Source organism: Azospirillum doebereinerae, assembly GCF_003989665.1.
Lineage (GTDB): Bacteria > Pseudomonadota > Alphaproteobacteria > Azospirillales > Azospirillaceae > Azospirillum > Azospirillum doebereinerae.
Genome location: NZ_RZIJ01000003.1, coordinates 1 through 25405 on the forward strand (window position 1 = coordinate 1; position 25405 = coordinate 25405).

Here is a 25405-nt window from a genome sequence, read left to right on the forward strand (position 1 = left end):
CACGTCGATAGGAGGCGTGTGGAAGGGCGGCAACGCCTGAAGCTAAGCCTTACTAATCGCTCGATCGGCTTGATCTCATCCGGGCGCCATGCACAGCGGTAAGCCGCTCATGGACGAAATGAGACGCATTCTCTGAAATAAGACCGTCACGAAAACTCGACTTTATCGCGATCCTCATCGAAAAGGGCGCCTTCTTGTGGAAGGCGCCCTTTTCGCTGTTCGATTTGTGGGTTCGTGCAGGCTCTATTCCCCGAGCCCCTTGAACCCCATGTCGCTGTCGGCCGTGGTGACGAACCAGCTCTTGGGATCGCCGACCAGCGGCGTCAACTCCGGCTGGTCCAGCGCCGGCCGCACCATCATCCGGGTCGGCGCCCGCAACCCGTTCTTCAGGCACAGGAAGCCCATCATCGACAGCGGCCGCGCGGCGTGGGCGTTCAGGGTCCGGCACATCAACGCGGCCATCCCCTCGCGGCGTGCGGTCTCGGTCACCAAGGCGAAGGTCGACATCAGCCAGCCCGGCCGGGCCAGATAGTCGCAGACGACGCCGACCGGTTCGCCCTTCCAGTGATCGACACGCAGCACGACGTAGGCGAGGATCTTTTCCCCGCGCATGACGTAGAAGCGCCGATGCCGGTCGGCCCTGGGGTTGGCGTCGAACCGCCAGTTCAGGAAGGCCCAGTCCCGGCGCGCGATCACCGCGTGCTGGGGCGCCGCCGCCTCCCACAGCTCGTCGACCCGGTAGTCGAAGCTGCCGATCTCGACCAGCTTCGCCCCCAGAGCCCGCGCCGCGCCGGCGTAGCCGAAGGACGCGGTGGTCAGAGCCGGTTTGCCGATCCGCGCCACCAGCTTCGCCAGCCCGCCGCCATAGGGGCTGACGCGCAGGCAGCGCTGGGGGTCGAGAACGCGCAGGTAGGTCGGAATGCTCCCGAGGTCGGCCCAGCCCGCGCGCTTGTAGGATTTGTAGGCGGCGTCGGTCATCGACAGCGAGACGGACAGGTCGCTGGCCGCCATGTGCGTTTCCGATAGGGCGGGGCCAACCCCGCGCAGGCGCCATTCGGCCGCGACCATCAGGTCGATGGCCCAGGACGCCTTGCGGGTCTTCTCGCCGACCTTCAGGGCGAAGGGAATCCCGCCCTGCTGGCCGACGATGGCGCCGTTGCGCTTGCACACCCAGAGCTGGACGCCCTCGGCCTCGCGCTCCGGGGGCTCCTCGAACAGCCAGTGGAAGTGGTCGGGTGCCAGCTGCATGGCGTCGGCGCCGAAGTTCTCCCGTTGGAAGGTTTCCAGAAGGGGGCGGTCACCCGGTTCGTACCGGGCGACCCCGCGCTGCTTCCAGTCGATGACGCTCATGCATCACTCCCGATGTCGACCGGCTGCACCAGCGCGGCGTGGCGCAGGATGCGGGCCGAGGTGCGGCGCTTGGAGGTGATGTCCTTGTAGACGCGGTGGACCTGCTCGACCGGGATGCCCAGGGCGGCGGCGGCTTCCTCCTCCGACGCGCCGCGACCGTAGGCGCAGAGCGCGAGGTCGAGCTGGTCGTAGGGCAGGGCGTAGTAAAACTCCTCCTGCGACTGCGGCAGGGTGTAGGTGTCGGTGCTGGGCGACTGGCCCTGGATCTCGGCGGGCAGGCCTAGATGGGCCGCCATGCCGTAGACCTGCGACTTGTAGAGATGGGCGATCGGCTTGAGGTCGGCCAAGCCGTCGCCGCCGCGCACGAAGAAGCCCAGCTCGTATTCCAGCCGGTTCGGCGTGCCGAGCACGGCGTAGTTCAGGCGATCGGCGTGGGTGTATTCGACCGTCTTGCGGATGCGCTGCTTCAGGTTGGTCGCGGCGACCACGTCGAGATAGACGTCCACTGGCATGCGGCTGCTCTGGCGCTCGCCGTCCGGCGATTCGACGGTCAGGGTGAAGTAGTTGACGCGGTCGGCGTCGAGCAGGCCGGCGGCAAGGCCGATCTTCTGCTTCCAGCCCGTGGTGAATTCCGGGAACAGGCGGCGGATGGCGTTGTCGCGCCGCTCGTAGCAGCCGAGCGCGGTCAGCGGCGCCGTGATGTTCTCCATGATCGGCGTGACGCCGAGATGCTCGCAGAGCAGGGTGCCGAGGCGGGTGCTCTTCGGCGAGTTCTCCTTCTCCGGCATCAGGATGGCGCAGACGCGCTCCGGACCCAGGGCGCGGACGGCGAGCGCTGCGCAGACCGAGCTGTCGATGCCCCCGGACACGCCGAGCACGATGCCCTGGCGACGCAGATCCTGGGCGACGATGCGTTGGATGGCTTGCTCGATCTCACGCGCCGCGGCCTCGTAGTCCAGATCGAGGGCCTTGGAGTCGAACGAATGAAGGGCGTTCAGCATGGCGTCAGATTTCCCGGTTCGCGGTTGAAGCATCGTCGTGGAAGGTGGGACGGTGGCGGTCAGGCCGCCGCCGTGGAACGGGCGGTGTCGAGACAATCCTCGAGGACGTGGATCTCGGCACGCTCCAAGGCGTCGCGCTGCTGGCGGACGCGCTGGGGAAACTCGTCGAAAACGTTGTGGGCGAGCATCTGCAGAGTCAGCACGCCGACCAGCGCCATCTCCTCGCGCTCGCCGCTCATCCGGCCGTCCTGGCGGTGCGCCTTCTCGGCCAAGGCCGCGACGGCGGTCGGGTCGGCAAGGCCGTAGCGGGCCAGCGCGTCGGGCGACAGCAGGTCGTGGACGTAGGACGGAGCGCCGGCGCCGAACAGCGCGCTGGTCATCGGCGCGCGGTAGGGGCGTTTGGGGCGGTGGCCGATCTCGGCCGGCAGATGACGGGCGGCGACACGGCGCAGGGCCAGCTTGTCGCGCAGGCCCAGCATCTTGACCCGGTCGGGCAGGGCGGCGCAGAGGTCATCCACCTCGGGGTCGAGGAAGGGGTAGCGCACCTCGATGCTGTTGGCCATGGCGACGCGGTCGCCTTGGCTGGCCAGCAGATAGGGTGTCATGAAGGTGGCGATCTCCGTCCATTGCGTGCGGGCAAGCGGCGACCAGCGCGACCAGCCGTCCGGCAGATGCGCCGCGACATGCGCTTCGAAGGCGGCGGCGTCGGCGGTGGCCTGCACGTCGGCCGTCAGCAGGCGCTGCGACCAAGCGGTGTTCTGCCAGCGGGTGCGGTGGGCGTAGAAGGACTGGTCGGTGTCCATCATCCCGCGCTTGAAGAAGGCCTGCCACAGCGGGCTGTCCTTCTGGCCGTTGACGGCGGCGAAGGGATGGACGCGGCCGAGCAGCTTCGGACGCGCCTTGGACTCCGGCTGGCGCGCCCAGAAGCGGCGGACCTTGTCCTCCTTGAAGATGTCGTAGCCGGCCAGCCACTCGTCGGCGCCCTCGCCGGAGAGCACGACGCGGATGCCGCTGTCGCGCACGAGGCGGGAGAGCAGGAAGAGCGGCGCCGGGGCGGTGCGGACCAGCGGGGCCTCACCGTGCCAGACCACGTCGGGCAGGGCCGCCTGAATGTCCTGGGGGCCGCACAGGATGTCGTGGTGCTCGGTGCCGACATGGGCGGCGACGAGGCGCTGCTGCGGGGTCTCGTCGAAGCCGGCGTCGGTGAAGCGCACCCCGAAGCTGTGCATGTGGGTGGTGTCGAGCTTGCGCGCCAGCGCCGCGATCACCGAGCTGTCCAGCCCGCCGCTGATGTAGACGCCGACCGGAACGTCGGCGCGCAGGCGCAGCCGGATGGCGTCGAGCAGCTTCTCCTCCAGCCGGTCGGCGGCCTCGTCGAGCGAAATGTTCGCGAGAGAGGAGTCGCCGGACAGGTCGGGCTGCCAGTAGCGGTCGACGTGCGGCACGAGGTTGGCGTCGAAGCGGATGGCGGTCGCCGCCGGCACGCTCTCCACGCCTTTGAAGACGCTGCCATGCGGCGCGGCGCTCCAGTGGGTGAAGACCTGGGACAGGCGGGCGGGGTCGAATTCCGGAGCGATGCGGCCGCCGCCGAAGAGGGCCTTGGCCTCCGACGCGAAGGCGAGGTGGTCGCCCTGGCGGGCGTAGAACAGCGGCAGGATGCCCAGGCGGTCGCGGACCAGCCACAGGTCGCGGCGGCGCGTGTCCCACAGGGCGACGGCGAACTGGCCGTTCAGCTTGGACCACACGGCCGGACCGTACTCCTCGAAGCCGTGGACGATCACCTCGGTGTCGGTCTGGGTGTAGAAGCGGTGGCCGCGCGCCTCCAGGTCACGCCGCAGCTCGACGTGGTTGAAGATTTCGCCGTTGAAGCTGATCCACAGGGAACGATCCTCGTTGTGGATCGGTTGGAAACCACCGGCGAGGCCGACGATGCTGAGCCGGGCGTGGGCCAGCCCGATCCGCTCGTCGCGATAGAAGCCGTAGCCGTCCGGGCCGCGATGGCCCAGCATGGCGATCATCCGCTTCAGCTCGTCCAGATCGGGCGGTTCGGCGCGAGGACCGGCGAGAACTCCGGCGACACCACACATGGGATTGCTCTCTCTTTGCGGAGGGGAGGGCGGGGCGGAGGGGGAACGGATCAGGCGGTTTGGGCGAGGTCGGTGCGCTTGATCTTGCCGGTCTCGGTCTTGGGCAGCGCGTCGCGGACCTCGATGAATTTCGGGACCAGATGGCTTTCCAGGCGGCCCCGGCAGTGCTGGCGGATCGCCGGCTCCGACAGGGTGGCGTCGTCGCGCGGTACCAGATAGGCCTTTACCGCGAGGCCGTCCGCCGTGTCGGGAACGCCGACGACGCAGGCTTCGGCGATGGCCTCCAGCTCGTAGAGGACGTTCTCGACCTCCTTGGGGCTGACCTTCTCGCCGCGGCACTTGAACACGTCGTCCTTGCGGCTGACGAAATACAGGTGGCCGTCCGCGTCCTGGGTGAAGAGGTCGCCGGTGAAGAGCAGGGTTTCGCCGAGCGGGCCGGAGCGCAGGCGCTTGGCGGTGTCCTCCGGGCGGTTCCAGTAGCCACGCATCACGTTGGCGCCGCGCACCACCAGCTCGCCCACCGTGCCGGGGGGCAGGCGGTTGCCGTCCTCGTCGGCGATGAAGGTCTCGCAGTTGGGGATGGCGCGGCCGACCGAGGCCGGTTTCACGTCGAGGTCGGCCGGGTCGAGCGTGCAGATGCGTGTGCAGCACTCCGTCATGCCGTACATGGAATGGAAGGCGGCCTGGGGGAACAGCTCATGGACGCGGCGCAGATGGGCGGCGGGCAGCGGGGCGGCCGCGTTGGTGATGTAACGCAGCGACGACAGGTCTGCGGTCTTCAGCGCCTCCAGGTTCAGCAGCGTCGAGAAGAAGGTCGGCACGCCGGGAAGCCCGGTGATGCGGTGCTGGACCATGCGCTTGAGCGTTTCCATCGGGAAGGCGAAGGAGCGCTCCAACACCACGGTGAAGCCGATCCGGGCGCCGGTGAGGATCTGCGACAGGCCGTAACCGAAGGTCAGCGGCAGGACGCACATCACCACGTCGTCGGGTGTGTTGTTCAGGTAGGTGGAGATGGCCCAGCTCGTGTTGACGAAGTTGGCGTGGGTCAGCATGACACCCTTGGGCCGTCCGGTGGTGCCCGAGGTGTACATGATCGCCGCGAGGTCCTGGTCGATCAGGCCGGGGTCGGCGGGAAGCCGGTGCGGGGCCGCCAACGCGTCGGCGTAGAGCAGGCCGTCGGCTTCGGCGGGGATGGCGGGGCCGACCCACAGGATCGTGGGCGGGACCGGAGTCTCCGACAGGGCCGGCAGTACTTGGCGGGCCAGGGCGGCGGGGGCGATCAGGGCGCGGACGCCGCAATCGGCCAGCAGATAGGCCAGCTTGTCGGATTTGGTGGAGGGGTTGACGGGGACGAAGACGGCGCCGGCCTTCAGCGCGCCGAACAGACCGGCGACATACTCGACGGAGTTCTCCAGCATGACCGCGACGCGGTCGCCGCGCCCGATCCCGGCCGACTGGAGCGCGCAGGCGACGGCGTCGCTGTCGCGGTCCAGCTCGGCGAAGGAGCGGCGGGCCTCCCCCGCGATCAGCGCGGTGCGCGCCGGGTCGCGGGTGGCGGTGTCGGTCAGGAACTGGTGCAGCAGATGGGCCATGATCGTCCCCGTCCTTCGATCCAAAGCTCTGTTCGGCGGCTTTTCGTGTGGCCCTGCCCCGCGTTCCGAACCGACGGTCAGGCCGCCGTGCGCAGGGTCTGCTTGCGCTCCACGAAGGAGGCGATGCGGTTCACGGATTCCAGGTTGTCGGCGATCATGTCCTCGTCGTCGACGGTGATGCCGAAGCGCTCCTCCAGGAAGGCGACCACGTGCATGATGCCCGTGGAGTCGATCACCCCGGATTCCAGCAGGGATTCGCCGTTGTCGAAGCCGGAGTCCTTGCCGAGCAGGAAGTTCTCCACGATGAAGGCGCGGATCTCCGGGAGGGCGGGAGCGTTCAGGGTGGTTTCGGTCAGGATGGCGGTCCGCATGTCGCTGAAAACTCCTCGTGGGTTCGTGCGTAAGGCGGTGGTCGGTCTGGTCAGGGTTCCCGGCGGGTCGGCCGCCGCATTTCGCATCCGCGTGTTACAGTACTTTTATTGTTTAAAAGTCACGGGTTTGCGAGGGGGCAAAGGATAGAGGCGGATCGAAGACTATGGTTAGTCACTCTGTTTTGCCGGTGTAGTTCTTGACAGGACGGTCGTATCCTTTGGCGGTTATGGTCGTAGACGTCTTCATTGGCCCGGAGGCAGAGCATAGGCGGTCATACGCCTGCCGACTGGGGGGCGGAATCCGGTCGAAGGCCGCTTCCGTTCCGGGTCTCGGTGTCGGGACGCGCGGGCGGGGCCGGCGTCTTCCATTTGCGCAGCCAAGCCGGGATGCCGGTCAACTGCACGGTCAGCCAGTCGACCGAGGCGTCGTCGGACAGGGGGAAGGCCTTCAGCCGCAGGGGATCGGTCTTGGCGTCGTTCCAGCCGGGATCGATGGTGCGGGCGGTGCGGTAACCGGCGTTGCGGATTTCCGCCACCTCGCGCTCGCTGAAATCGCCGTTGGGGAAGGCGAAATGGCGGCAGGGGCGGCCCAGCGCGTCCTCCAGCTCCACACGGGACAGGCCGATCTCCTCGGCGCAGAGCCGGTCGTCGCATTGCAGCAGGATCGGGTGGGTGCGGGTGTGGGCGCCGAAATCGGACACATCGGTCATGCGCGCGACCTCGTCCCAGCTCATGGCGTGGATCTCGGCGGCGTCCTGGTCGGGATCGTCGCCGGCCTCGGCCAACAGGCGGCGTCGTTCGGCGTCGGGCACCCGCTTCAGGGTCTCCACGCCGATCTTGCCGGCGGCCTCGGTCTTCCACCAATAGGGGCGCGCGGTGCCGACGACGCGGCTGCACAGGTAGACGGTGGGGCGCAGATCGTATTGGCGGAACAGAGGGGCCAGCGCCGTGTTGTTGCGATGCCCGTCGTCGAAGGTCACCACCAGCGGGTAGGGCGGCAGGTCGCCCCAGCGGCCGGTCTCCATCGCCGAGGCGACGGCGTCCAGCGTGGTGAAGGTGTAGTGCTTCTTGTACCACGCGAGGTGTTCGCGCAGCACCTCGGGCTTGGGATCGTGGTAGACCACGATGGTCACGCCCCGGCGCGCTTTCAGGAAGCGCAGCAAGGCGCCGAATCCCGTCCAGCGCACCATGCCGGCAATGGCTTGCTTCATGGTGTTCTCCACTCCTTCTGCTGTGGTGCTTTCCTCGGCTTGAAGCCCCTCTTCCTCAGGGGGAGAAGGGCTTTATGCGTCCTCACCCCGTCCGTTCGGCGGTGCCGTGCGTGGCGGGCGGCGTCGCGGTTGCCCAGACCCGCGCGTTGCGGCGGTAGATGTCGAGGATGCGTTCCCGGTACACCGCGATGTCGAACTGTCGCTCCCAGCGCGACCGGGCGCCGATGCCCAGGTTGCGGCGCAGGGTCGGACAATCGATGACGCGGGCCAGCGCGTCGGCCAGGGCGGCGGTATCGCCGGGCGGCACCAGCAGGCCGGTCTCGCCGTCGGCGATGGCGTCGGGGACGCTGCCGACCGGGGTGGCGACGATGGTCAGCCCCTCCGCCATGGCCTCCAGCACCGACATCGGCAGTCCTTCGAACATCGACGGCTGGACCAGCACGTCGGAGGCGGCCAACTCGCGTCGGCAACCCTTCTGGTCGAGCCAGCCGGTGAACCGCACCCGGTCGGCGATGCCGAGGTCGGCGGCGAGCGCGCGGTAGGTCTCCAGGTCGCCGTCGCCGGCGATGGTCACCTCCCACGGCTTGTCCCGGCAGACCGGGGAGGCCAGCGCGTTCAGCAGCACGTCGATGCCCTTCAGCTTGATCAGCCGGCCGAGGAACAGCAGGCGCACCGGCCGGGTGTTCTCCGTCAGGGTGTCGTCGCGCAACGGCGGCACGGCCGGGCCGGGCACGGCGTTGTGCAGCAGGGTGGTGCGGGCGCGCGCCTCCGGCCCGAAGGACTCGGCAACCCAATCGCGCCAGAACTCGCCCAGCACGACGATCTCGCTGGTCATCGCCATCATCCGGCGGATCGCCCAGCGCATCACCGGGTTGGCGTCCTTGTAGTGCTTGGGGAAACGGCCCCCGTGCAGGTGCAGCACCACCGGCACGCCGAAGGTGCGGGCCAACCCAACCAGGATGCCCTTGCGCAGCACGCTGCCGTATTCAGCCATGTGGATGTGCACCAACTGCGCCTTGCCCGACGCGAAGCAGCCGGTCAGGTGCATTGTCGCGCGGGCGAAATAATAGGGCATCAGCCGGAATTTGCCGGGGCCGTAGCTGTCCACCACCTCGAACCGCACGTCCGGGCAATTCTGCCGCAGGTCGCTGGTGAAGTTGTCGACCACTCGTCCCATGCCGCCCTTTTCCTCGGTGCCGCCGGGGGAGACAATGTAGATCATGTCCGCTCCTGGTCCTTTTGCCCGCTGGCTTCCTCCCATGTTCCGGGGGGCTTTTGCCCTTCCGGCCGGGAGTGTCGATCCATCCTTCTCGGCGAAGTTCCAAAGAAATACCGGCGTTGATTATTTCCAAGTCAGGTATTTGAAAATACCTTTGCGAACAATGAGGCAGCAATGGTCCGAGCGTGTTAGGCGCCTTTGATTGGACCCTGCCCGACTGTCCTATTTTGGAGCAACCGGAACCGCCGATACGCCGAGATGATTACCCCATCGGTTCAGTGCCCGCCCATGCGCGGTACGGACGCCTTGGCCGATGCCGACGCCGTTTCCGCCAGCGGATCCATGCCCGTGCCGAGTTCGGCCGCCGGCCGGTCCATCTCCTGGTAGACGGCCTGCAGCGATTTGGCGTAGGCGTCGATGACGAACTGCTTCAGGAACAGCCGCCGCCCGTTCTCCGCCAGCTTGCGGTACAGGTCCGGGTCGGAGCCCAGCCCGGCGATGGCGTCGGCCAGCGCGGCCGGGTCGTTCACCGGGATGATGCGGGCGGTCTGGCCGTCGGTCAGCACCTCCGGGATCGAGCCGACCGGGGTGGTGATGACCGGCAACTGCGCCGACAGCGCCTCCAGGATCACCATCGGCAAGCCCTCGTGGGTCGAGGGCAGCAGCAGCACGTCGTGGGACTTGATGTGGGCGTGCGCGTCCTCCCGCGACACCCAGCCCAGGAAGCGGCATTCCTCCGCCACCCCCAGCGAGGCCGCCATCGCGCGGTAGCCGTCGATGTCGCCGCCGCCGCCGATGGTGACGTGGAAACGCTGGCCCCGCTCCTTCAGACGCTGGCAAGCGCGCAGCAGCGTGCCGATGCCCTTGCGCTCCGACAGGTTCGCCAGAACCAGCAGGGACAACTCGGCGCCGTGCGGAGGAGCCTCGCGCGCCGGCAGATCGGCGCCGATGTCGGGGACGGCGTTGTAGAGCACGCGGATCTTGTGCGGGTCGGTGCCGACCGACTGCACCAGATAGTCGCGCCAGTTGTCGCCCAGCACCACGGCCCGGCCGCAACGGTCGAACAGCCAGCGGCTGATCGCGCGGGGGAAGGCGCCGCTCTCGAAATACTCGACGAAGGAGGCCCCGTGCAGATGCACCACGGTCGGGCAGGAGAAGAGGCCCGCCACCGCCTGGACCGCCGCCTTGCGCAGGAAGCTGCCCTTCTCGGACACGTTGATGTGGACCACCGAGGCCCGTCGCCGGGCCAGCAGCCAGGAGAGCCGGGCCAGCGTGCCGGCGAGGTAGAAGGGCGACAGGGCGACGCTGCCGGTGCCGCGCGTGTCGAGCACGACGGTGTCCGGCGCGCCGGGCGATTCGGCGAACTGGTCGACGATGTAGCCGGTCATGCGGCCGATGCCGCCGCCGCCGTCGAGCGCGCCCGGCGTGGCGAAGACCACGGCTCCGCGGCTGGCCGGGGAGCGGGAGTTGCGGGATTTCTGCATGGAGTCCGGTCCTTCCGACGTCACTTCAGGCCGCGCCGGGCGCGGAGAACAGGGCTTGGCGCAGACGCCGCCGCAAGCCGACCGGCATCAGCGAATGCATGGTGAAGGTGGCGAGCGCCATCGGCGTCGGCTGACCGTCGCGCAGCGCGGAGTTCAGCAGCCGCCAGCGCACCCCGGCGGTCCGCGCCGCCTGCTCGCCGCCGGTGGCCTGGAGCAGCAGGCTGGCGTAGGCGCGCGGCGAAAGCTTGTCGCGCATCGATTCCGCCCATTCGATGGCGAGGTCGATGTTGCGGCAGGTCGACAGCGTGATGCGGTTGTTCTCGGTGTAGTGGACCGCCATCACCTGCGGGATGTGGATCAGCGCCACCCCGTCCAGCTTGCCGCAGGTGATCAGCCACTCCCAGTCGTCGAAGCGCGATTCCGGGATCGGAACCTGCTCCAGCAGGGCCTTGGGCGCCAGCAGCGTGGTGGTGGGTGCGAAGGTCTCGCCCTTGAACAGGCCGCGGCGGACGAACAGGTAGTCGCCGATGGCGTCCCGCTGCGTCGCCAGCCGGCGCGGCCACGCGAAGTTGCCGCGCGCGGTCACCACCTGGCAGCGGCAGCTGATGATGGGGTAGCGCACGCCGGGGGGGCGGGCCGCCATCTGGAGGGCCAGCTTCTCCGGCATCCAGTGGTCGTCGTCGTCGAGGAAGGCGATCCAGTTGCCCTTGCCCGTGCGCACGCCGATGTTCCGGGCCTCCGCCGCGCCCTGGTTCTTCTCCAGTTCCAGGACAGTCAGGCGCGGGTCGGCGACGGTGGCGAGGTGCGACGCGGTGGCCGGGTCGGGACCGTCGATGACGACGATCACCTCCAGCGCCTTGTGGGTCTGCGCCAGCGCGCTCTGGACGGCCCGCATCACCATGTCGGGGCGGTTGCGGGTCGGTATGACGACGGTTACCAGCTCTTTCGAGGACTTCATGATTGTGCCTTCGGTCGAAGGAGAATGGGAAGGGGGCCTCAGAATTGGCGGCCGGGGCCGGCGTAGGCCGGTGCGTTGGCGTAGGCTTGCTGCTGATGGCGGGCGTTGGATTGCGCCAGCGCCTGCTGGTAGCGGCTTCGGCGTCCGAGTTCCATCAGCCGGACCACGCCGATCACCAGGACGATCCAGTTCATCGAATGCCGTTCGAGGAAGACGCTCTCGGAGATCGAGATGGCGACCAGGGCGCAGCCCACCGCGAAGGCCCAGGCCGGCTCGGCCCGGCTGGCGCCGTAGCGCGATGCGAAGAAACCCTGGAAGATGAGGCGGCCGAGGATGCCGAGCAGCACGAGGACGCCGGGGATGCCGAGGTCGAGCGTCGCCTCCAGCCAGCCGTTGTGGGCGGAGTTGATGCCCCAGCTCTCGATGAAGGCGCTGCCCGGCCCGTAGGCGCCGTACCAGTAGGCGGCGTAGCCGTAGCCGAGCAGCGAGCGCTCGGAGATCGAGCCCAGGATGTGGTCCCACAGCACGGTGCGGCCGGTCAGCGTCGGATCGCGGCCCAGCGCGTAGAGCGCGTCGTACCAGAAGGAGGCGATGGCGGTGCCGGCGAGGATCAGGACGACCAGCATGATCGCCATGGTCGGCGCGAAGCTGCGGATGTTGCCGCGCACCAGACCGGTGGCGAGCAGCGCCGCCGCGACCAGCACCGAGGTGACGAGGCCGGTGCCCGACCGCGACATGACGATCAGCAGCAGCGCCAGCGCCAGCAGCGAGCGGGTGACCCAGCGCTTGGCCTCGCGCTGCCAGTCGAGCCACAGCAGGCACAGCACCAGCCAGACCATCATGCGGCCGGTCACGTTCTTCTGGAAGAAGATGCCTTTCCAGGCGCCGACGTGCTGGGCGCTGTCGAGGCCCACGGCCGGCATGGCGACGACCGAGGCGAAGGACAGGAACATCAGCGCCGACAGGCCGGTGACCAACAGCCGCATGATTTCCGGGAAGGTGAAGCGCAGCGCCAGATAAATCCCGAACACCGTGGTGAACAGGAAGGCCAGCGAGCGCCGCAGCGTCACGTCGGGGAACAGCGACCACAGCGACGACACGAAGGCGAACACCAGCAGGAAGGTCACCGCCGGACTGGCGAGCGGGATGCGGAAGGCCAGGCTGGGGCGCATCGCGATCAGGGCCAGGATCAGCACGTAGATCCCGGCGAAGAACATCATGGCGCCCGACGATTCCTGATCGGCGGCGACGACGCTGCCGCCGGTCAGCAGCACCGGCAGGACTGTGCCGCCGAACGCCATGATGCACACCACGGCGATGAATTTTTCCAGAAATTCCAGGATTTTCATGGGCTGCCGTTCCCGCTTTTGGCTGTGCAACACAGAAGATGCTCACCGATGCCGCATCCGCGTAGACAAGCGGAGGCGTTAGACCGAAGGAGGTTTTCCCCATCCGGAGTACCCGGATCCGCCGCGCCCCCTCCTTTTCCGGCGCTCTGTTGGGCAGACCAGCAAAAACGTTTCGAGGCCCTTGGCGCCTGCGGGGGCGCCAAGGGCCTCGAAACCGGTCGGAAAAGCCCCTGGCCTTACGACCCGTCCCCCTTCAGGACCATGACGGCCGTCTTGCACAGGATGAAGAAGTCGAAGAGCAGGCCGCAGTTGCGGACGTAGAAGACGTCCATCGATACGCGCTCCTGGAAGGTGGTGCGGTGGCGGCCCGAGACCTGCCAGTAGCCCGTCAGTCCGGGGCGGACCGTGCCGATCACGTCGGCCGAGGCGCCGACCTCCGGCAGTTCCTTGGGCATGTAGGCGCGCGGACCGATCAGGCTCATGTCGCCCATCAGGATGTTCCACAGCTGCGGCAGCTCGTCGAGCGAGGTCTTGCGCAGGAAGCGGCCCAGCGGGGTGATGCGCGGATCGACGGTCAGCTTGTGGTAGGTCATGTACTCTTCGCGGGCGACCGGATCGTTTTCCAGAAGCTGCTGGAGATGCTCCTCGGCGTTGATGTGCATGGAGCGGAACTTCAGCAGGTCGAAGGTCTGCTTGCCGCCGGCCCAGCGCTTCTGCCGGAACATGACCGGGCCGGGGCTGTCGAGCCGGATCGCCACGGCCAGGCCCAGCATCAGCGGGGCGACCAGGACCAGCAGGATGCTGGACAGCACGATGTCCATGGCGCGGCGGATGCGCAGGTAGCCGGTGGGCGGGCGGACGCTGACGCGCAGGGCCAGCGAGCCGTGCAGGTTGTGGTAGGTGGCGTCGACGGCGCTGACGTTGCCTTCGCCGAGCACGCAGTAGACTTGCTTGAAGGGCAGGTTGCGCACCAGATCGGTCAGCTCGCGGCCGTGGCGGCTCATGTCGGCGACGATGGCGGCCTGGGCCTGTCGGGCCATGGCCGGGGACTTCGCCAGCATGTCGACCGGTCCCATCACCGTCAGCCCGGCGACGCGGGTCTGCCAGAGGCTGTCGTCGTTGTCGACGAAGCCGATCGGGCGCATGCCGAGCCAGGGCAGCCGCTGGAGCTTCTCGGCGATGGCGGCGCCCTGGGGGCCGGCGCCGACGATGACGACCGGCGTCCGCCAGTCCAGCGCGCTCGAGAGCAGGCCCTGGATCAGCAGCAGGTCGGCGACGTAGGTGGTGGCGAAGCCGAGCAGCGCGATCGACAGCGCCTCGACGAAGAAGGAGCGGAAGCCGTCCATCACGATGAAGGGAACCGCCAGCACCGCGCAGCACAGGAAGGCCGCCTGGAAGGTCCGGCGCGTCCGCTCCATGTAATCGAAGCGGCCCAGCGTGTAGATCCCGAAGACGGATTTGACCAGCGGCACCAGCATCAGGCCGGTGACCAGCGAGCGCTGCCACGCCTCGGCCTCGGCGGGCAGGGCGTCCGGGGCGAAGAGACGGTTGAGCGCCCATCCGACGAGGGCCAGCACGAAACCGTCCGAAAGGGCCAGAAGAAGTCCGGGCGCGATCGGCGGAATGGCCGCCTTCTTCGCCGGGGTCAGATCGATGACCACTTCAGGGTCCAATTTGCTCATCGCAGGTCCCGTGAGTTTGAAGGGAATGCCAGCCAATCCGCACGCCCGCCGCGCGGATGGTCGCTTGTCATCAGCCGTTCGACCGGCTTCATCGTCTCCGGTGTCACGAACAGGACGGACCGGGGTCCGTCACCGGCGCATTTGTGTAAAGAACGTCCGTTGTTCGCGTTGGAGCGCTGAGCCGCGTCTTTGTTGTAGGACGAATTAGGATGAGAAACGCCGTTCAGCAACAGATCATAGGGGTTTTGCTTTCGCGTCGGCGATAACCCCAGGACTTCGAAAGGTCCGGAATTCGAAATATTAAAGAGGATGCTTTGGAGGTGTTGATCCCGGTCGGGATAGCGGAATGGATAAAGGGGGTAGGGCGCGTCATCCCGACCGGTGTGTTTTTTCGCCGCGAATTGTGGGTAGAGGGTGGCTTGTCCCTATCCGACCGGTCGATTCGCTGCAGTCGCGAAAAGATTGCGCGCAGCCGACCCGCCGAAGAGGTGGGGGCGGGTGGTTCCGAACGGGGTTTCCCGGCAATTCCGGACGAGGTCCCGGCGCGAAAGCACCCTTGCGCGGTTCGGTTGCCGGGCGCGAGATTTGGCCACGACGGAACGCCTAATCGAAACGGCCCAACCCGGCCTAATCCAGGCCTAATGCTTGGTCCTACACCCTTGTTCGAAACGGAAGAGAATAGCTCCGAAGAGTATCCCGCTCGCTTCAAGGTCGAATTGACGGACGGTCGATCGCTTCCAATCATGTGGACCGATCTTGTCCTTGTCTGCGCGGTCGCGGGAAACGCCGCCGTGCGCAAGTGTCGGCGCGGGGAGACCGGATGGCTTCGGAAGCTGGAAACATCATCAAGCACGGCTGGCTGTTCATGGTGGCCAATGTGGTCAACCGGGCCGCCGGCCTGCTTCTTCTGCCGCTCTACACCAAGGTGCTGACGCCGCCGGAGTTCGGGGTCTATGCCTTGGTGGTCGTGGTCAGCGACCTGCTGGCCGTCATGCTGATGATCGGCATGAGCAACGCCTTCACCGCCGTCTACTTCGAGCACGAGGAGGGGCCGGAGCGGCGGCGCGTGGTCTCCACCTGCCTGCTGGCCCTGTTCGGCGTGTCGGTCGCGATGATCGGCCTGTCCTACCCGGCCGGGCTGGCGGGAAGCTGGGCGATGTTCGGATCGGGCGAGCACGCCACGGTGATGGCGCTGGCGCTGTTCGGCGTCGCGCTGACCACCTTGTTCGAGTTGGCGCTGGCCTATTACCGGGTGCGGCGGCGCTCGGGCCTCTGTCTGGCGGTGTCGCTGGGCAAGGTGGTGGCGCTGCTCGGCTTCAACGTCGTGTTCCTGTGGGCGATGAAGCTGGGAGTCGAGGGCATCTTCCTGGCCAACGCCGGTTCCTTCGCGGTGCTGGGGCTGGGGCTGATGGCGGTGATCCTGCGGGAGAACGGCGTCGGCTTCTCCTGGCCGGTGCTGAAAAGGGTGGGGACGCTCGGGCTGCCCTACATGCCGCAATCACTGCTCGACATCGCCAACAACTTCGTGGCGCGCTGGCTGCTGAACGTGCTGCTGACCACCGCCGCCGTCGGCATCTTCGCCTTCGGCATGCGGCTGGCCCAGATCCTCTACATGTTCCTCACGGCGTCCTTCCTGCAGATCTGGTCGGTCAGCCGGCTGGAATCAGGGCGTGAGACCGACAGCGCCCAGGCCGATTTCGTCTTCCACCTGTTCGTGACGGTGCTGACCACGGCGGCGCTTGGGATGGCGCTGGTCTCGCCGGAAATCCTCTGGCTCATCGCGTCGGACGCCTACGCGCCGGTGCTGCCCTGCATGCCCTTCCTGGTGCTGGCCTTCGTCCTGCACGGCGTTCGGATGAACCCGGAGGTCGCCATCCTGAAGGCGCGCCGCGTTGGGGTGCTGCCCTGGATCTCGGCGGCGAGCCTCGCGGTCGGCACGGGGCTGGCGGTGGTGATGGTCTGGCGCTGGGGGGTGCTGGGGGCCGCGCTCGCCAACCTCGGGCGGGAGGTGTTCCAGATCGTCGTGACCGAGACCGTCCGCCGCCGGCTGTGCCGGGACGACGTGCCGCTGAACGCGGTGCGGGTCGGCTGGATCGTGGCGCCCGCCATGGCGGCCTACGCCGCCGGGGCTTATCTGTTCGGCGACGCGGTCGACCCGGCCGTGACGGCGCAGAAGGTGCTGCTGACCCTGGCCTTCCTGGGCGTGACCCTGTTCGGTCCCGGCATCGGTCCGGTGGGGCGCGGGGTGATGATGAAGATGCTGCCGCGTCTGCAACGGCGGGCCGCCTCGACCCCCTGAACGGGGGCGTGCGGCTTGAGAAAAGGACATGGGGAAAGGGCCGGCAGCGTGCGCTGCCGGCCCTTTCCTTGCTCTCGACGATCCGACGCGGGCGATCAGGCCGCGTGCTGCAGCAGGTCGTGCTGCATCGTGTCGTACCAGTGGGCCATCCCCTCGGCCGAGTAGATTTCCGACTGGGTGGCGTGAAGCGGGTCCACGCCCATGGCGGTCAGCATCGCGTCGGCGGTGGTCGCCTGGGTGGCGACCGCGTTGTACACGTTCGTCGCGGCGGCGGCCTCGGCGGCCGGAGCGGCGGCGGCGGCGGCCTTGGCGGCGACGTCCAGGATGGTGCCGGTGCCGGTGGCGTCGGCGATCGTGGCCTGCGACGAGTTGGACAGCTTCAGGCTGAAGGTCTCGTTGCCTTCGGTGACGCTATCGCTCAGCACCTTGACCGTGACGGTCTTGCTGATCTCACCGGCGGCGAAGGTCAGCTTGCCGCTGGTCGCCGTGTAGTCGGACCCGGCCTTGGCCGTGCCGTCCACCGTGGCGTAGTCCACCGTCACCGCGTGGGTGGCGGCCTGCGAGAGCTTCACCGTGAAGGTCGCGTCGGCCGTCGTGGTGGTCGCGCCGCCGGTCGAGCCGCTGAACAGGCCGGCCTTGATGGCGTTGTACTTGGTGTAGTCCACCTGCCAGTTGTCGTTCATGATGCCGCCGGTGTCGCCCGAACCGGGGCTCCAGGCCCAGTAGGTCCAGCTCGCACCCTGGTCGCCCTTGGCCAGGTCGACGCTGCCGTTGCCGTCGAAGTCGCCGTTCATGTACTGGATCAGCTTGGGCATCCAGGCCTTGTCGATGGCGGTTTCCATGCGGCTGCCGAACTCGCCGACGAAGACCGGGTGCTGATCGTTCTTGATCAGGTTGCCCCACATCTGGTCCCACTTCGCCGGCATGTTGTTCGGGAAGTTGGTGTCCTTGAACCAGTCCATCATGTGCAGCGACGGGCCGTAGTCATGGACCGAGTAGACCAGCTTGTTGTCGACGTTGAATTTGACGTCGTAGTTCTTCTGGCCGAGCAGGTTGCCGCCCCACCAGTACCAGTTGTTGTTGACGATCTCGACACCCTCGACGATCATCAGCCAATCCTTGTTCACGGACTGGATGGCGTTGCCGATCCGCTCGGCGGCGCGCGCCCAGTCGGTGGAGGTGTTGCCGTCGCCCCAGCTCGCCGCGCCGTGCGGCTCGTTGTGCAGGTCGGCGCCGATGACCGCGTCGTTGCCGGCGTAGCGCTGGGCCAGCATCTTCCAGTTGGCGATCATCTTGGCTTCCGGATACTGGTCGGTGTACCAGAGGCCGTTCTCGTTCGCCGACGCGCCGTCACCCGAGCGGTGGTGGTCGAGGATGATCTTCATGCCGGTCTTTTCGGCGTAGGCGATGATCTTGTCGAAGACCTGGAGCGAGGTCAGGCCCCGCAGGTCCGGGTTCTTCGCGTAGTCGATGCCGGTCGGCATGCGGCCGCTGTCGAGCATGGCGTCGGAGAAGGGCAGGCGGATGACGTTGAAGCCAAGCTCCTGCATCTTGTCCATGTGGTTCTGGTAGCTGTCCACCCACAGGCCCTGGGGAGCGAAGGCGTAGCCCTCGGCGCCGAACCAGTTGACGCCCGTCAGCTTGACGCTGTTGCCGGCGCTGTCGACGATCTGGCCGCCTTCGGTGTGCAGGAAGCCGTCGGCGATGCCCTTGGACCCCGTGCTGGTGCCGCCCTTCGGCTCGGTCACCGTCACGTCGTTGACCGACAGGCTCGGCGTGACCGGGTTGGTGGGGTTCGTCGGATTGGTAGGAGTGGTCGGGGTGGTCGTGCCCTTCGAGAAGAAGGACTTGTCGGCGTCCACGACCAGGGTGCCGTTCCACCACATGCCCGACTGGCCGGCGACGACGTCCTTGCCGTCCAGCGCGCCCTTGTCGAAGCTGACGATGCTGTCGGTCGGGGCGACGGCCTTGCCGCCGATGGTGATCTTGTTGACCATCAGGTTACGGTCGACGCCGTTGACGAACGCGTCGTTGTCGTACTGGATCTGGACCTTGTGGGCCTGGTCGGCGGTGACGTTGGCGTTGAAGGTGTAGTCCTTGGCGCCCGTGCCGACCGTGGCCTCGCCGATCTGCTTGCCGTCGACCAGCAGCTTGAAGTGGGCGTTGACGCCGCCCGCCGCGATGCCGTGGGCGTTGACGGTGATCGCCGTCGCGCCGGCGGTCGGGGTGGTCGGGACGGTGGGGGTGGTCGGCGTCGTCGGCGTCGTGGTCGTGCCGCCGAAATAGTCCTTCGTGGCGTTGAAGTTCAGCGAGCCGCTCCACCACAGGCCTTCCTGGCCGGGCAGGGTGCCCTGGCCGTCGGCCACGTAGGAGGCGAGCGAACTGGTGGAGGCGATGGCCTTCCCGTTCACTTCAACCGACTTCACGATGAGATCGCGGTACATGCCCGCCTTGTCGGTCGACAACCAATCGTTGTCATAGACGATCTGAATTTTGTGCGCGGCGTCCGGGGCGACCTTGGTGGTGAAGGTGTAACGCCCGGCGTTGGTGGAATTGACCGTGGCCTGGCCGACGCTGACGCCGTCGACGAGGAACTTGAAATGCGGCCAGACTCCTCCGGCAGCCACACCCGAAGCGTTGACGATGAAGGTCGTATCGACGGGGTTCGTTGCCATTGGAAGTAACCTCTTTTCCGTGTTTCGCTTGACCACAGATTGGCCGGAAAAGATTAACGACGTATTTCGAATTTTAGCGAAATGCGGCCTGAAAGCCACGTATGGCTGTGAAAAGAAAGAGACGCGAAAATAACCCTTTCGTGATGCGTGGCCGCAACAAAGGGGTATTCGCGTCTCTAGAAAGCTGTTTTAAAAGGGTATTTTCTGGAAGCCTTGGGGTTGGTAAAGCCTCAATCGGGCTTTCTGGCGACCATGAACACCTCCGGGCGGAACAGATAAAGCTGGCCCACCCTTCCGAGCTTGCGATTTAGGGTTAACGAAAGGCGTCCCAAAAATGCCTCAACCGCTTTCACGTAAGCCAGATAGCTCGCCCCGGCGAAGTGGAGGTTCAGCTTGCGGCGCAGCGCCATGGGCGCGACGTAGACGGCTTCCAACCGGTCGAAGCCGGCGCGGTGCAGCAGGTTGGCCGTTTCGTTCCAGGTGTATTCGCGCAGGTGCATGCAGATCGGCTCGTCCAGCCCGAACACCTCCGACAGGTCCATCGGGCCGGCGAACTTGTGCGGCATGTTAAGGACGTAACGCCCGCCCGGCTTCAGGATGGTGCGGACGTTCTCCATGTGGATGGACACGTCATCCGGGTGGAAATGCTCGATGACGTGGGTGGAGATCACTGAATCGTAGCGGTTGGCCGGCTCGAACCGCGCGAGGTTGACGCCGTCGCAGCAGCGCCAGGTGATGTTGGGATCGTGCTCGATCCAACGCTCGCCGCGCTCGCGCGTCACCTCGGTGGCGACGCAGCGGTAGCCGCGCTTGGCGAGGTAGCGCAGCAGCCGCGCCTTGCCCGACCCGACCTCGTAGACGTCCTGCGGGCCGCCCAGCAGCGTCAGGAAATGCTTGAAGTCGAGATCGTCGTTGCGGGTGGCGGCGTCGTCCTCGGCGTCGTTCAGCCAGGGGCAGCCCTTGTAGAGCGCGGTGTAGGCGCGCTCGAACACATCCCAGCGGTCCTCGCGGCGCGAGTCCAGCAGTTCGCGGGCGAGACGGCGCTCCAGATCCCAATGCTGCCGCACCATCGCCTCGCTCAAGGGGTAGCTGGGCGCGAGGTGGAATTTTCTCTTGTAGCGGGCGATGAGGTCTTGAGCATCCAGGGTGGTGGTTGGCTGATTCAAGATCGACCCCTTTCGGTGAACCGCAACACCCCTTTATTGTAGGCACTCGAAGTCCTGGCGGCGTGGAGCGGACGGGCGGGTCGGGCGAGCGAACGGGCGGGGCGGAGTGGCGGGCGGGATTACCCCGCCCGCGCGGGGCTCAGCCGGCGCGCGTCTTGTTGCGCACCGCCTGGACCGCCGCCTCGTACATGGGAAGCGGGCGGGAGTTCCGGTCGTAGGGCGAGGGCTGCGGATCGAGGTCGGCGTGCTCGCGCGCGATGAAGTTCAGGTCGGAGCGCAGGTGCCACCAGACCAGCTCCTCCAGCCGGGAGTGGTTCACCACGTCGGCCAGATACTGCCCGGCGAGCAGGGCCAGCGTGCGGTCCTTCTCCTCCCGCGACCAGGAGCGTGGCAGGCGCGTCTCGTCCACATCCATTTCGGTGATGTGGACGGCCAACCCCAGCCGGTCCACCGCGCGCAGGAACTTGCGCATGCCCTCGCGGTCGTAGGGCTTGCCGGCGATCAGGTGGCTCTGAAGGCCGACGCCGTCGATGGGAACGCCGCGCTTCACGGCGCCGCTCAGCCAGTCCAGCAGATAGGCGCGCTTGCGCTGCTGCCAGCCCTCGTTGAGCTCGATGCCGAACTCGTTGATGACCAGCTTGGCGTTGGGGAAGGCGGCGCGGGTCTGGTGGAAGAAGGGATCGAGCCATTCCGGCCCCCTTTCCGCCCCGCCGGCGGCCACCCACCACATGCCGCGCCGGAAGCCGTAGCGGTCCTGCTCCTGCGGGTGGCTGTCGGCGGTCTCCCAGAAGAAGACCTCGTTGGCGACGTCGATCCGGTAGAAGACGTCTCCGTAGCGTTCCTTCACCTGGGCGACCGTGTCGGCGAAGCGGGGCTGGACCGTGTCGGGGCCGAGCGTGCCCTCGGCTGAGAAATAGGCGTTCTCGGGAATGCCAAGTTCCGCCTGCCGTTCCACCGGCAGTTTCATGTAGGGCGGCATGCCCATGTGCTGCCAGATGATCGTGTGCCAGTTCGGCGCCGCCCCGATGGAGCGGGCGAGCTCGACGCTGGCGTCCAGGCGGCGCCAGTCGAAGCGGCCTTCCTGCGGCTGGAAGATCGCCCATTTCCCGCCGTTCTCGGGGGTGACGACGTCGCATTCGCGCGCCATCAGCCGGTCGAGCATCGGATCCTCGGGGTCGATGAAGTGATCGCGCGCGGCGCCGTGCCGGATCCGCGCGGCGCGGCAGGCGTCGCGCAGGGTGACGGCCGGTTCGTTCGGCCGGGCCGCTGCGGCTATGGCGGTGGTCGGGTCGGTGGCCGCCCGGCAACTGGCCAGGACGGCGGCGCAGGCCGCCGCGCGCAGCACGTCGCGGCGGTGGGGAAGGGGAGGCTTGATCATAAGGCGTCTCCGCGCTCCATGTCCCTTCCCGTTCGGGGAAGGGGCGGGGTGAGTGGGATACGTCTGCCGGACCCCGGTTGCGGCGCGGCCCCCCCGCCCCCGAACCCTCCCCCGGAGGGGAGAGCGTCTTTCGGGAGCGGGAGGGCCGGGCGTTCGCAGGAGATGCGGCGGAGCAGAGGGTTACGGCGTGGCGCGCATGGTGCTGTCGCCGTAGTACTTCCGGGTCGCCATGTAGCTGTTGTACGGCCCTTCATACCCGCGCGAGGCGGCCTTCTTGAGGTTCACGTCGGTCATCACGGCGACGAACTTGTCGTGATCGATCGGGCCGAGGTCGGCAACCGCCTGAAGGTCGCTGGCCGTGGTGTGGCCCCAGCGGCTGACGAAGAGAACCTTGGAGGCGGCGCCGCAGACGATGCGGGCGTCCGACACGGCCAGCGCCGGGGCGGTGTCGAACACCACCAGATCGAAGTGCGGCGACAGGCCGGCCATCAGATGGACGAGGCCGTCCACGTTGAAGCGGTCGAGCGTCTCCGGCATCAGGTGACCCGCCGGGATCATGGCGAAGGGCACGTCGTCGCTGCTGTGGACGATCTCATCGAGCGTGGCGGTGCCGGCGATCCAGTCGGACAGGCCCTTCTTGGCCGACAGGTTGAACAGGCCGTCGATGCGCGAGCGGCGGAAGTCGGTGTCCACGACCACCACGCGGCGGCCGGCCTGGGCTGCGACCTGCGCCACGGCGAGGCTCATCGAGGTCTTGCCATCCTGCGGGCGGGCCGAGGTGACGGCGATGGAGCCGACCGGACCCAGATCGGACAGGTGGTTGCGGAACAGGGCGCGCAGCGATTCGCTGAACAGCGAGAACGGGTGGTTCTGGAAGATCTGGTAGAGACGGCCGCGGGCGCCGCGGGTCGAGTGGTGGGGCACGATGTGGACGTTGCCGACGCCCAGGATGCGGCGGACGGTTTCCGGGGTGCGGATGCGGCGCTGGAGCAGTTCGATGCCGAAGACGGTGAAGACGGCGATGAAGACGGAGGCGGCGAGGCCGGCGATCAGCAGGAGGATGCGGAACGGACCCGACGGCTCATGCGGGACCTGCGGCTCCGACACCAGCTTGACGGCGGTCGGGAAGGCGCGGTTGTCCTGCTGGGCGGAGACCTCTTCCAGACGGGCCATCAGGCTGTCGAGCAGGGTGCGCTTGGCGGTGGCTTCGGATTCCAGCGTGCGCAGCGGCACGGCCTCACCCGCCATCGTCTGGTAGCCGGCTTCCAGCTTGGTGATCATCGCCTTCAGGGCGTTCTCCTGCTCGACGGCGACGTTGGCCGCCTCGCGGACACCGTTGATCTCGCGGCGCATTTCCATCTGCATCGAGGAGTTGGCCTCGGACAGACGGGCCTGGAGCTCGAGGATGCGCGGGTGCTTGGGACCGTACTGGCGCGACAGCTGGGCCATCTCGGTGGAGATCGCGGCGACCGTGGCGCGAAGCTGGGCCACGACCGGGGAGGCGATGCTGCCGGCCTGACCGCCGCGACGCTCCAGCGTCTCGGCCTGGGCGACCATGCGGGCACGGTTGGCGGAGGCTTCGGCCAAGCGCAGGCGGGCGGCCTCGAGTTCACCGGTGGCCATCAGGCCGTTGCCGCCCTTGACCAGACCGGCCTTGAAGCGGATGGCCTCGACGCGCTGGTCGGCCTCGGCGACCTCCTTGCGCAGGGTGCCGATGCGGTCCTGCAACCACGCCACGGCGCTGGTCGACAGGTCGCGGTCCATCTGCTGGCGGGTTTCCATGTAGCGGCGCACGATGGTGGCCACGATGTCGCGCGACAGCTCGGGATCCTTGCCGGTGTAGCGGACCTGGATGACGCGCGACCGGCCGACGATGGCGACGTCGAGCTTGCGGCGCAGGCGGTCGAGCACGCCGTCGATGCCGGCCGAGGCGTGGGCCTCGCGGGCCAGGGTGTCCTTGGTCATGCCGTCGCCGTGGGCAAGGATGGCGGTGACCGGGCCGGGCAGCTCCTCGCCCCAGATCACATGAGCCTTGTCACGCAGGAAGGCGGTGGTCCGCTCCACCAGCGGCTTGGTCTCGTCGGCCTGGATCGGCGGGTTGAATTCCGGGTTGGTCGCGAGCTTGAGGTCCTCGACCGCGCGGGCGAGCACGGCGGTGGACTTCAGGATCTCGATCTCGGAAAGGATGGCGGCGTCCTCGGCCGGGATGGAGCCCAGCGCCTGGTCTTCCGCCCGCACGACGCGGACCTGCCGGTTGTCGACCAGCAGCAGGGCTTCGGACGTGTACTGGTCCTTCAGCAGCGAGACGCCGAAGGCGGTCACCGCGGTCAGCAGGACCACGATGAACAGGATCAGCATCTTATGGGCGGCGAGCACGCGCAGGATGAAGCGGAAGTCGGGACCCATGGCCGGGGCCTGTCCCTCGAACTCGGCGCGCGGCGCGGGGTGACCGACGTGGGTGGGCCAAGCCGGAGCCGGCGGGCCGCCGCGATTGATCTGGGGAAGGTTTTCCACGTCTCAAAGCTCCTTGTGCATGGGCGTGCGGGACGCTGCCGAGGCGGACCCGGTGGAACGGATAGGGGCGGAACGGAGGGAGGAGGCACGGCGCAGAAGGAAGATCGTGCGGGCGAAACCGAAGGCCCCGGTGCAGTAGCGGTGGAACAGGCGCTTGGGCTCCTGCGCCAGGCGGAAGGCCCATTCCAGGCCGCTCCGCTGCACCGCTTCGGGGGCGCGCTTGAAGCGGCCCGCCAGGAAATCGACGATGGCCCCGCCGTTGACGATCAGGACCGGGTAATCGAGCGAGCGCTTGAGCAGCGTCGCGACCTCCTCCTGCCGGGGCATTCCCATGGCGAGCAGGATCACGTCGGGGCGCGAGGCTTTCGCCTGCTCGACGTAATGCTCGACCGGGTGGAAGCCGTGCTGGAGGTCGGCGTAGTTGTGCGGCGTGTTCGTCTCCAGCACGGCGCGGGCGCGGTCCAGCCAGGGCGTCGCGGTGCCGTAGATGGCGACCTTGCGCGCCGACAGCGTGCGCAGCAGCAGCGGGATGAAATCGGTGCCGTTCATGTTGAGGCCGGTCGGGAGGCCCAGGGCGGGCAAGGCGACCTGAAGGCCGACCCCGTCGCGCAGGAGGATGTCGGAGCTGCGGAAGGCGGCCAGCGCCGGGGCGGACCCCATGCAGACGTTCACGCCATGCGCGTTCAGGAAGGAAAGGACGGTCGGCCGTTCCACCGCGCCAAGGGACGCCAGCAGAGCGCGGCGTTCGGCGTCGCTTGAAACGCACCGCATTCGCTCGATCAGCTCCAGGACGTCACGAGGATTCGGCATGCGCATCTCCTGCAGAAGTAAGGCGGAACGGGGCGTTGGCCGTCCCGACCGGTCGATGATGCTGGAGCGGGGCGGCGGATACCCCGTTGGAGCGCCGCCCGAGAACCGCTCGTGGCTCTATGTGGCCAGTCCTCCCCCCTTTTCGCACGGGCGAGATCGGTGAGGCGGGAGCGGATTCGAATTAGCCCGGCCTCGCCAAAGGGGGTGGAATCGGCTTGCCGGGGCATGCGGTTCAGCCCATATAGGGAATCCCCGGACG

General features: G+C 67.6%; 17 protein-coding genes. 1 reads left to right on the forward strand and 16 read right to left on the reverse strand.

The genetic code is table 11. The annotated features are described in order from the left end of the window. Positions 1-243 precede the first annotated feature (243 nt). The 11 genes from EJ913_RS05145 to EJ913_RS05195 all read right to left on the reverse strand — a co-directional run bounded on the left by EJ913_RS05145 (position 244) and on the right by EJ913_RS05195 (position 14304). On the reverse strand, positions 244-1350 hold the full coding sequence (locus EJ913_RS05145; RefSeq protein ID WP_126995488.1) for a GNAT family N-acetyltransferase: 1107 nt from the start codon (positions 1348-1350) through the stop codon (positions 244-246). Continuing rightward, on the reverse strand, positions 1347-2351 hold the full coding sequence (gene nadE, locus EJ913_RS05150) for an NAD(+) synthase (protein WP_126995490.1): 1005 nt from the start codon (positions 2349-2351) through the stop codon (positions 1347-1349). Before nadE ends, EJ913_RS05145 begins: the two co-directional genes overlap by 4 nt. 59 nt (positions 2352-2410) lie before the next feature. Continuing rightward, on the reverse strand, positions 2411-4438 hold the full coding sequence (gene asnB / locus EJ913_RS05155) for an asparagine synthase (glutamine-hydrolyzing) (RefSeq protein WP_126995492.1): 2028 nt from the start codon (positions 4436-4438) through the stop codon (positions 2411-2413). A 50-nt stretch (positions 4439-4488) separates the two neighbouring features. Next, positions 4489-6030: a class I adenylate-forming enzyme family protein gene (locus EJ913_RS05160; protein ID WP_126995494.1), complete on the reverse strand. Its 1542-nt coding sequence runs from the start codon at positions 6028-6030 to the stop codon at positions 4489-4491. A gap of 77 nt (positions 6031-6107) precedes the next feature. Further along, the gene (locus EJ913_RS05165; protein ID WP_126995496.1) at positions 6108-6401 is read right to left on the reverse strand and encodes an acyl carrier protein; all 294 of its coding nucleotides are present in this window, start codon (positions 6399-6401) and stop codon (positions 6108-6110) included. 272 nt (positions 6402-6673) lie between these two features. Then, positions 6674-7612 carry a polysaccharide deacetylase family protein gene (locus EJ913_RS05170; RefSeq protein WP_126995498.1) on the reverse strand — a complete coding sequence of 313 codons (939 nt, stop codon included), beginning with the start codon at positions 7610-7612 and terminating at the stop codon, positions 6674-6676. 82 nt (positions 7613-7694) lie between these two features. Continuing rightward, positions 7695-8834, reverse strand: a complete 1140-nt coding sequence (locus EJ913_RS05175; protein ID WP_238520826.1) for a glycosyltransferase family 4 protein — start codon at positions 8832-8834, stop codon at positions 7695-7697. A gap of 272 nt (positions 8835-9106) precedes the next feature. Continuing rightward, on the reverse strand, positions 9107-10315 hold the full coding sequence (locus tag EJ913_RS05180) for a glycosyltransferase family 4 protein (RefSeq protein ID WP_126995500.1): 1209 nt from the start codon (positions 10313-10315) through the stop codon (positions 9107-9109). A 25-nt stretch (positions 10316-10340) separates the two neighbouring features. Continuing rightward, positions 10341-11273: a glycosyltransferase family 2 protein gene (locus EJ913_RS05185; protein WP_126995501.1), complete on the reverse strand. Its 933-nt coding sequence runs from the start codon at positions 11271-11273 to the stop codon at positions 10341-10343. A 38-nt stretch (positions 11274-11311) separates the two neighbouring features. Further along, a complete protein-coding gene (locus EJ913_RS05190; RefSeq protein WP_126995503.1) occupies positions 11312-12622 on the reverse strand; it encodes an O-antigen ligase family protein in 1311 nt (436 codons plus the stop codon). Between the two features lie 236 nt (positions 12623-12858). Then, on the reverse strand, positions 12859-14304 hold the full coding sequence (locus tag EJ913_RS05195; protein ID WP_126995505.1) for an exopolysaccharide biosynthesis polyprenyl glycosylphosphotransferase: 1446 nt from the start codon (positions 14302-14304) through the stop codon (positions 12859-12861). A gap of 820 nt (positions 14305-15124) precedes the next feature. Here EJ913_RS05195 and EJ913_RS05200 point away from each other — a divergent pair. Beyond that, the gene (locus tag EJ913_RS05200; protein ID WP_126995507.1) at positions 15125-16603 is read left to right on the forward strand and encodes a lipopolysaccharide biosynthesis protein; all 1479 of its coding nucleotides are present in this window, start codon (positions 15125-15127) and stop codon (positions 16601-16603) included. Positions 16604-16698: 95 nt separating this feature from the next. Here the strand turns inward: EJ913_RS05200 and EJ913_RS05205 are convergent, their stop codons facing one another. From EJ913_RS05205 to EJ913_RS05225, 5 genes are all read right to left on the reverse strand, one after another. Continuing rightward, positions 16699-19278: a cellulase family glycosylhydrolase gene (locus EJ913_RS05205; RefSeq protein WP_126995509.1), complete on the reverse strand. Its 2580-nt coding sequence runs from the start codon at positions 19276-19278 to the stop codon at positions 16699-16701. A gap of 230 nt (positions 19279-19508) precedes the next feature. Further along, entirely contained in the window at positions 19509-20444 is a 936-nt protein-coding gene (locus EJ913_RS05210) for a class I SAM-dependent methyltransferase (RefSeq protein WP_244939251.1), read from the reverse strand. Between the two features lie 139 nt (positions 20445-20583). Continuing rightward, positions 20584-21822: an endo-1,4-beta-xylanase gene (locus EJ913_RS05215; RefSeq protein ID WP_126995511.1), complete on the reverse strand. Its 1239-nt coding sequence runs from the start codon at positions 21820-21822 to the stop codon at positions 20584-20586. Positions 21823-22002: 180 nt separating this feature from the next. Next, the gene (locus EJ913_RS05220) at positions 22003-24336 is read right to left on the reverse strand and encodes a GumC family protein (RefSeq protein ID WP_211098880.1); all 2334 of its coding nucleotides are present in this window, start codon (positions 24334-24336) and stop codon (positions 22003-22005) included. 3 nt (positions 24337-24339) lie between these two features. Further along, positions 24340-25146, reverse strand: a complete 807-nt coding sequence (locus EJ913_RS05225) for a WecB/TagA/CpsF family glycosyltransferase (RefSeq protein ID WP_185909690.1) — start codon at positions 25144-25146, stop codon at positions 24340-24342. Between the last annotated feature and the right edge of the window lie 259 nt (positions 25147-25405).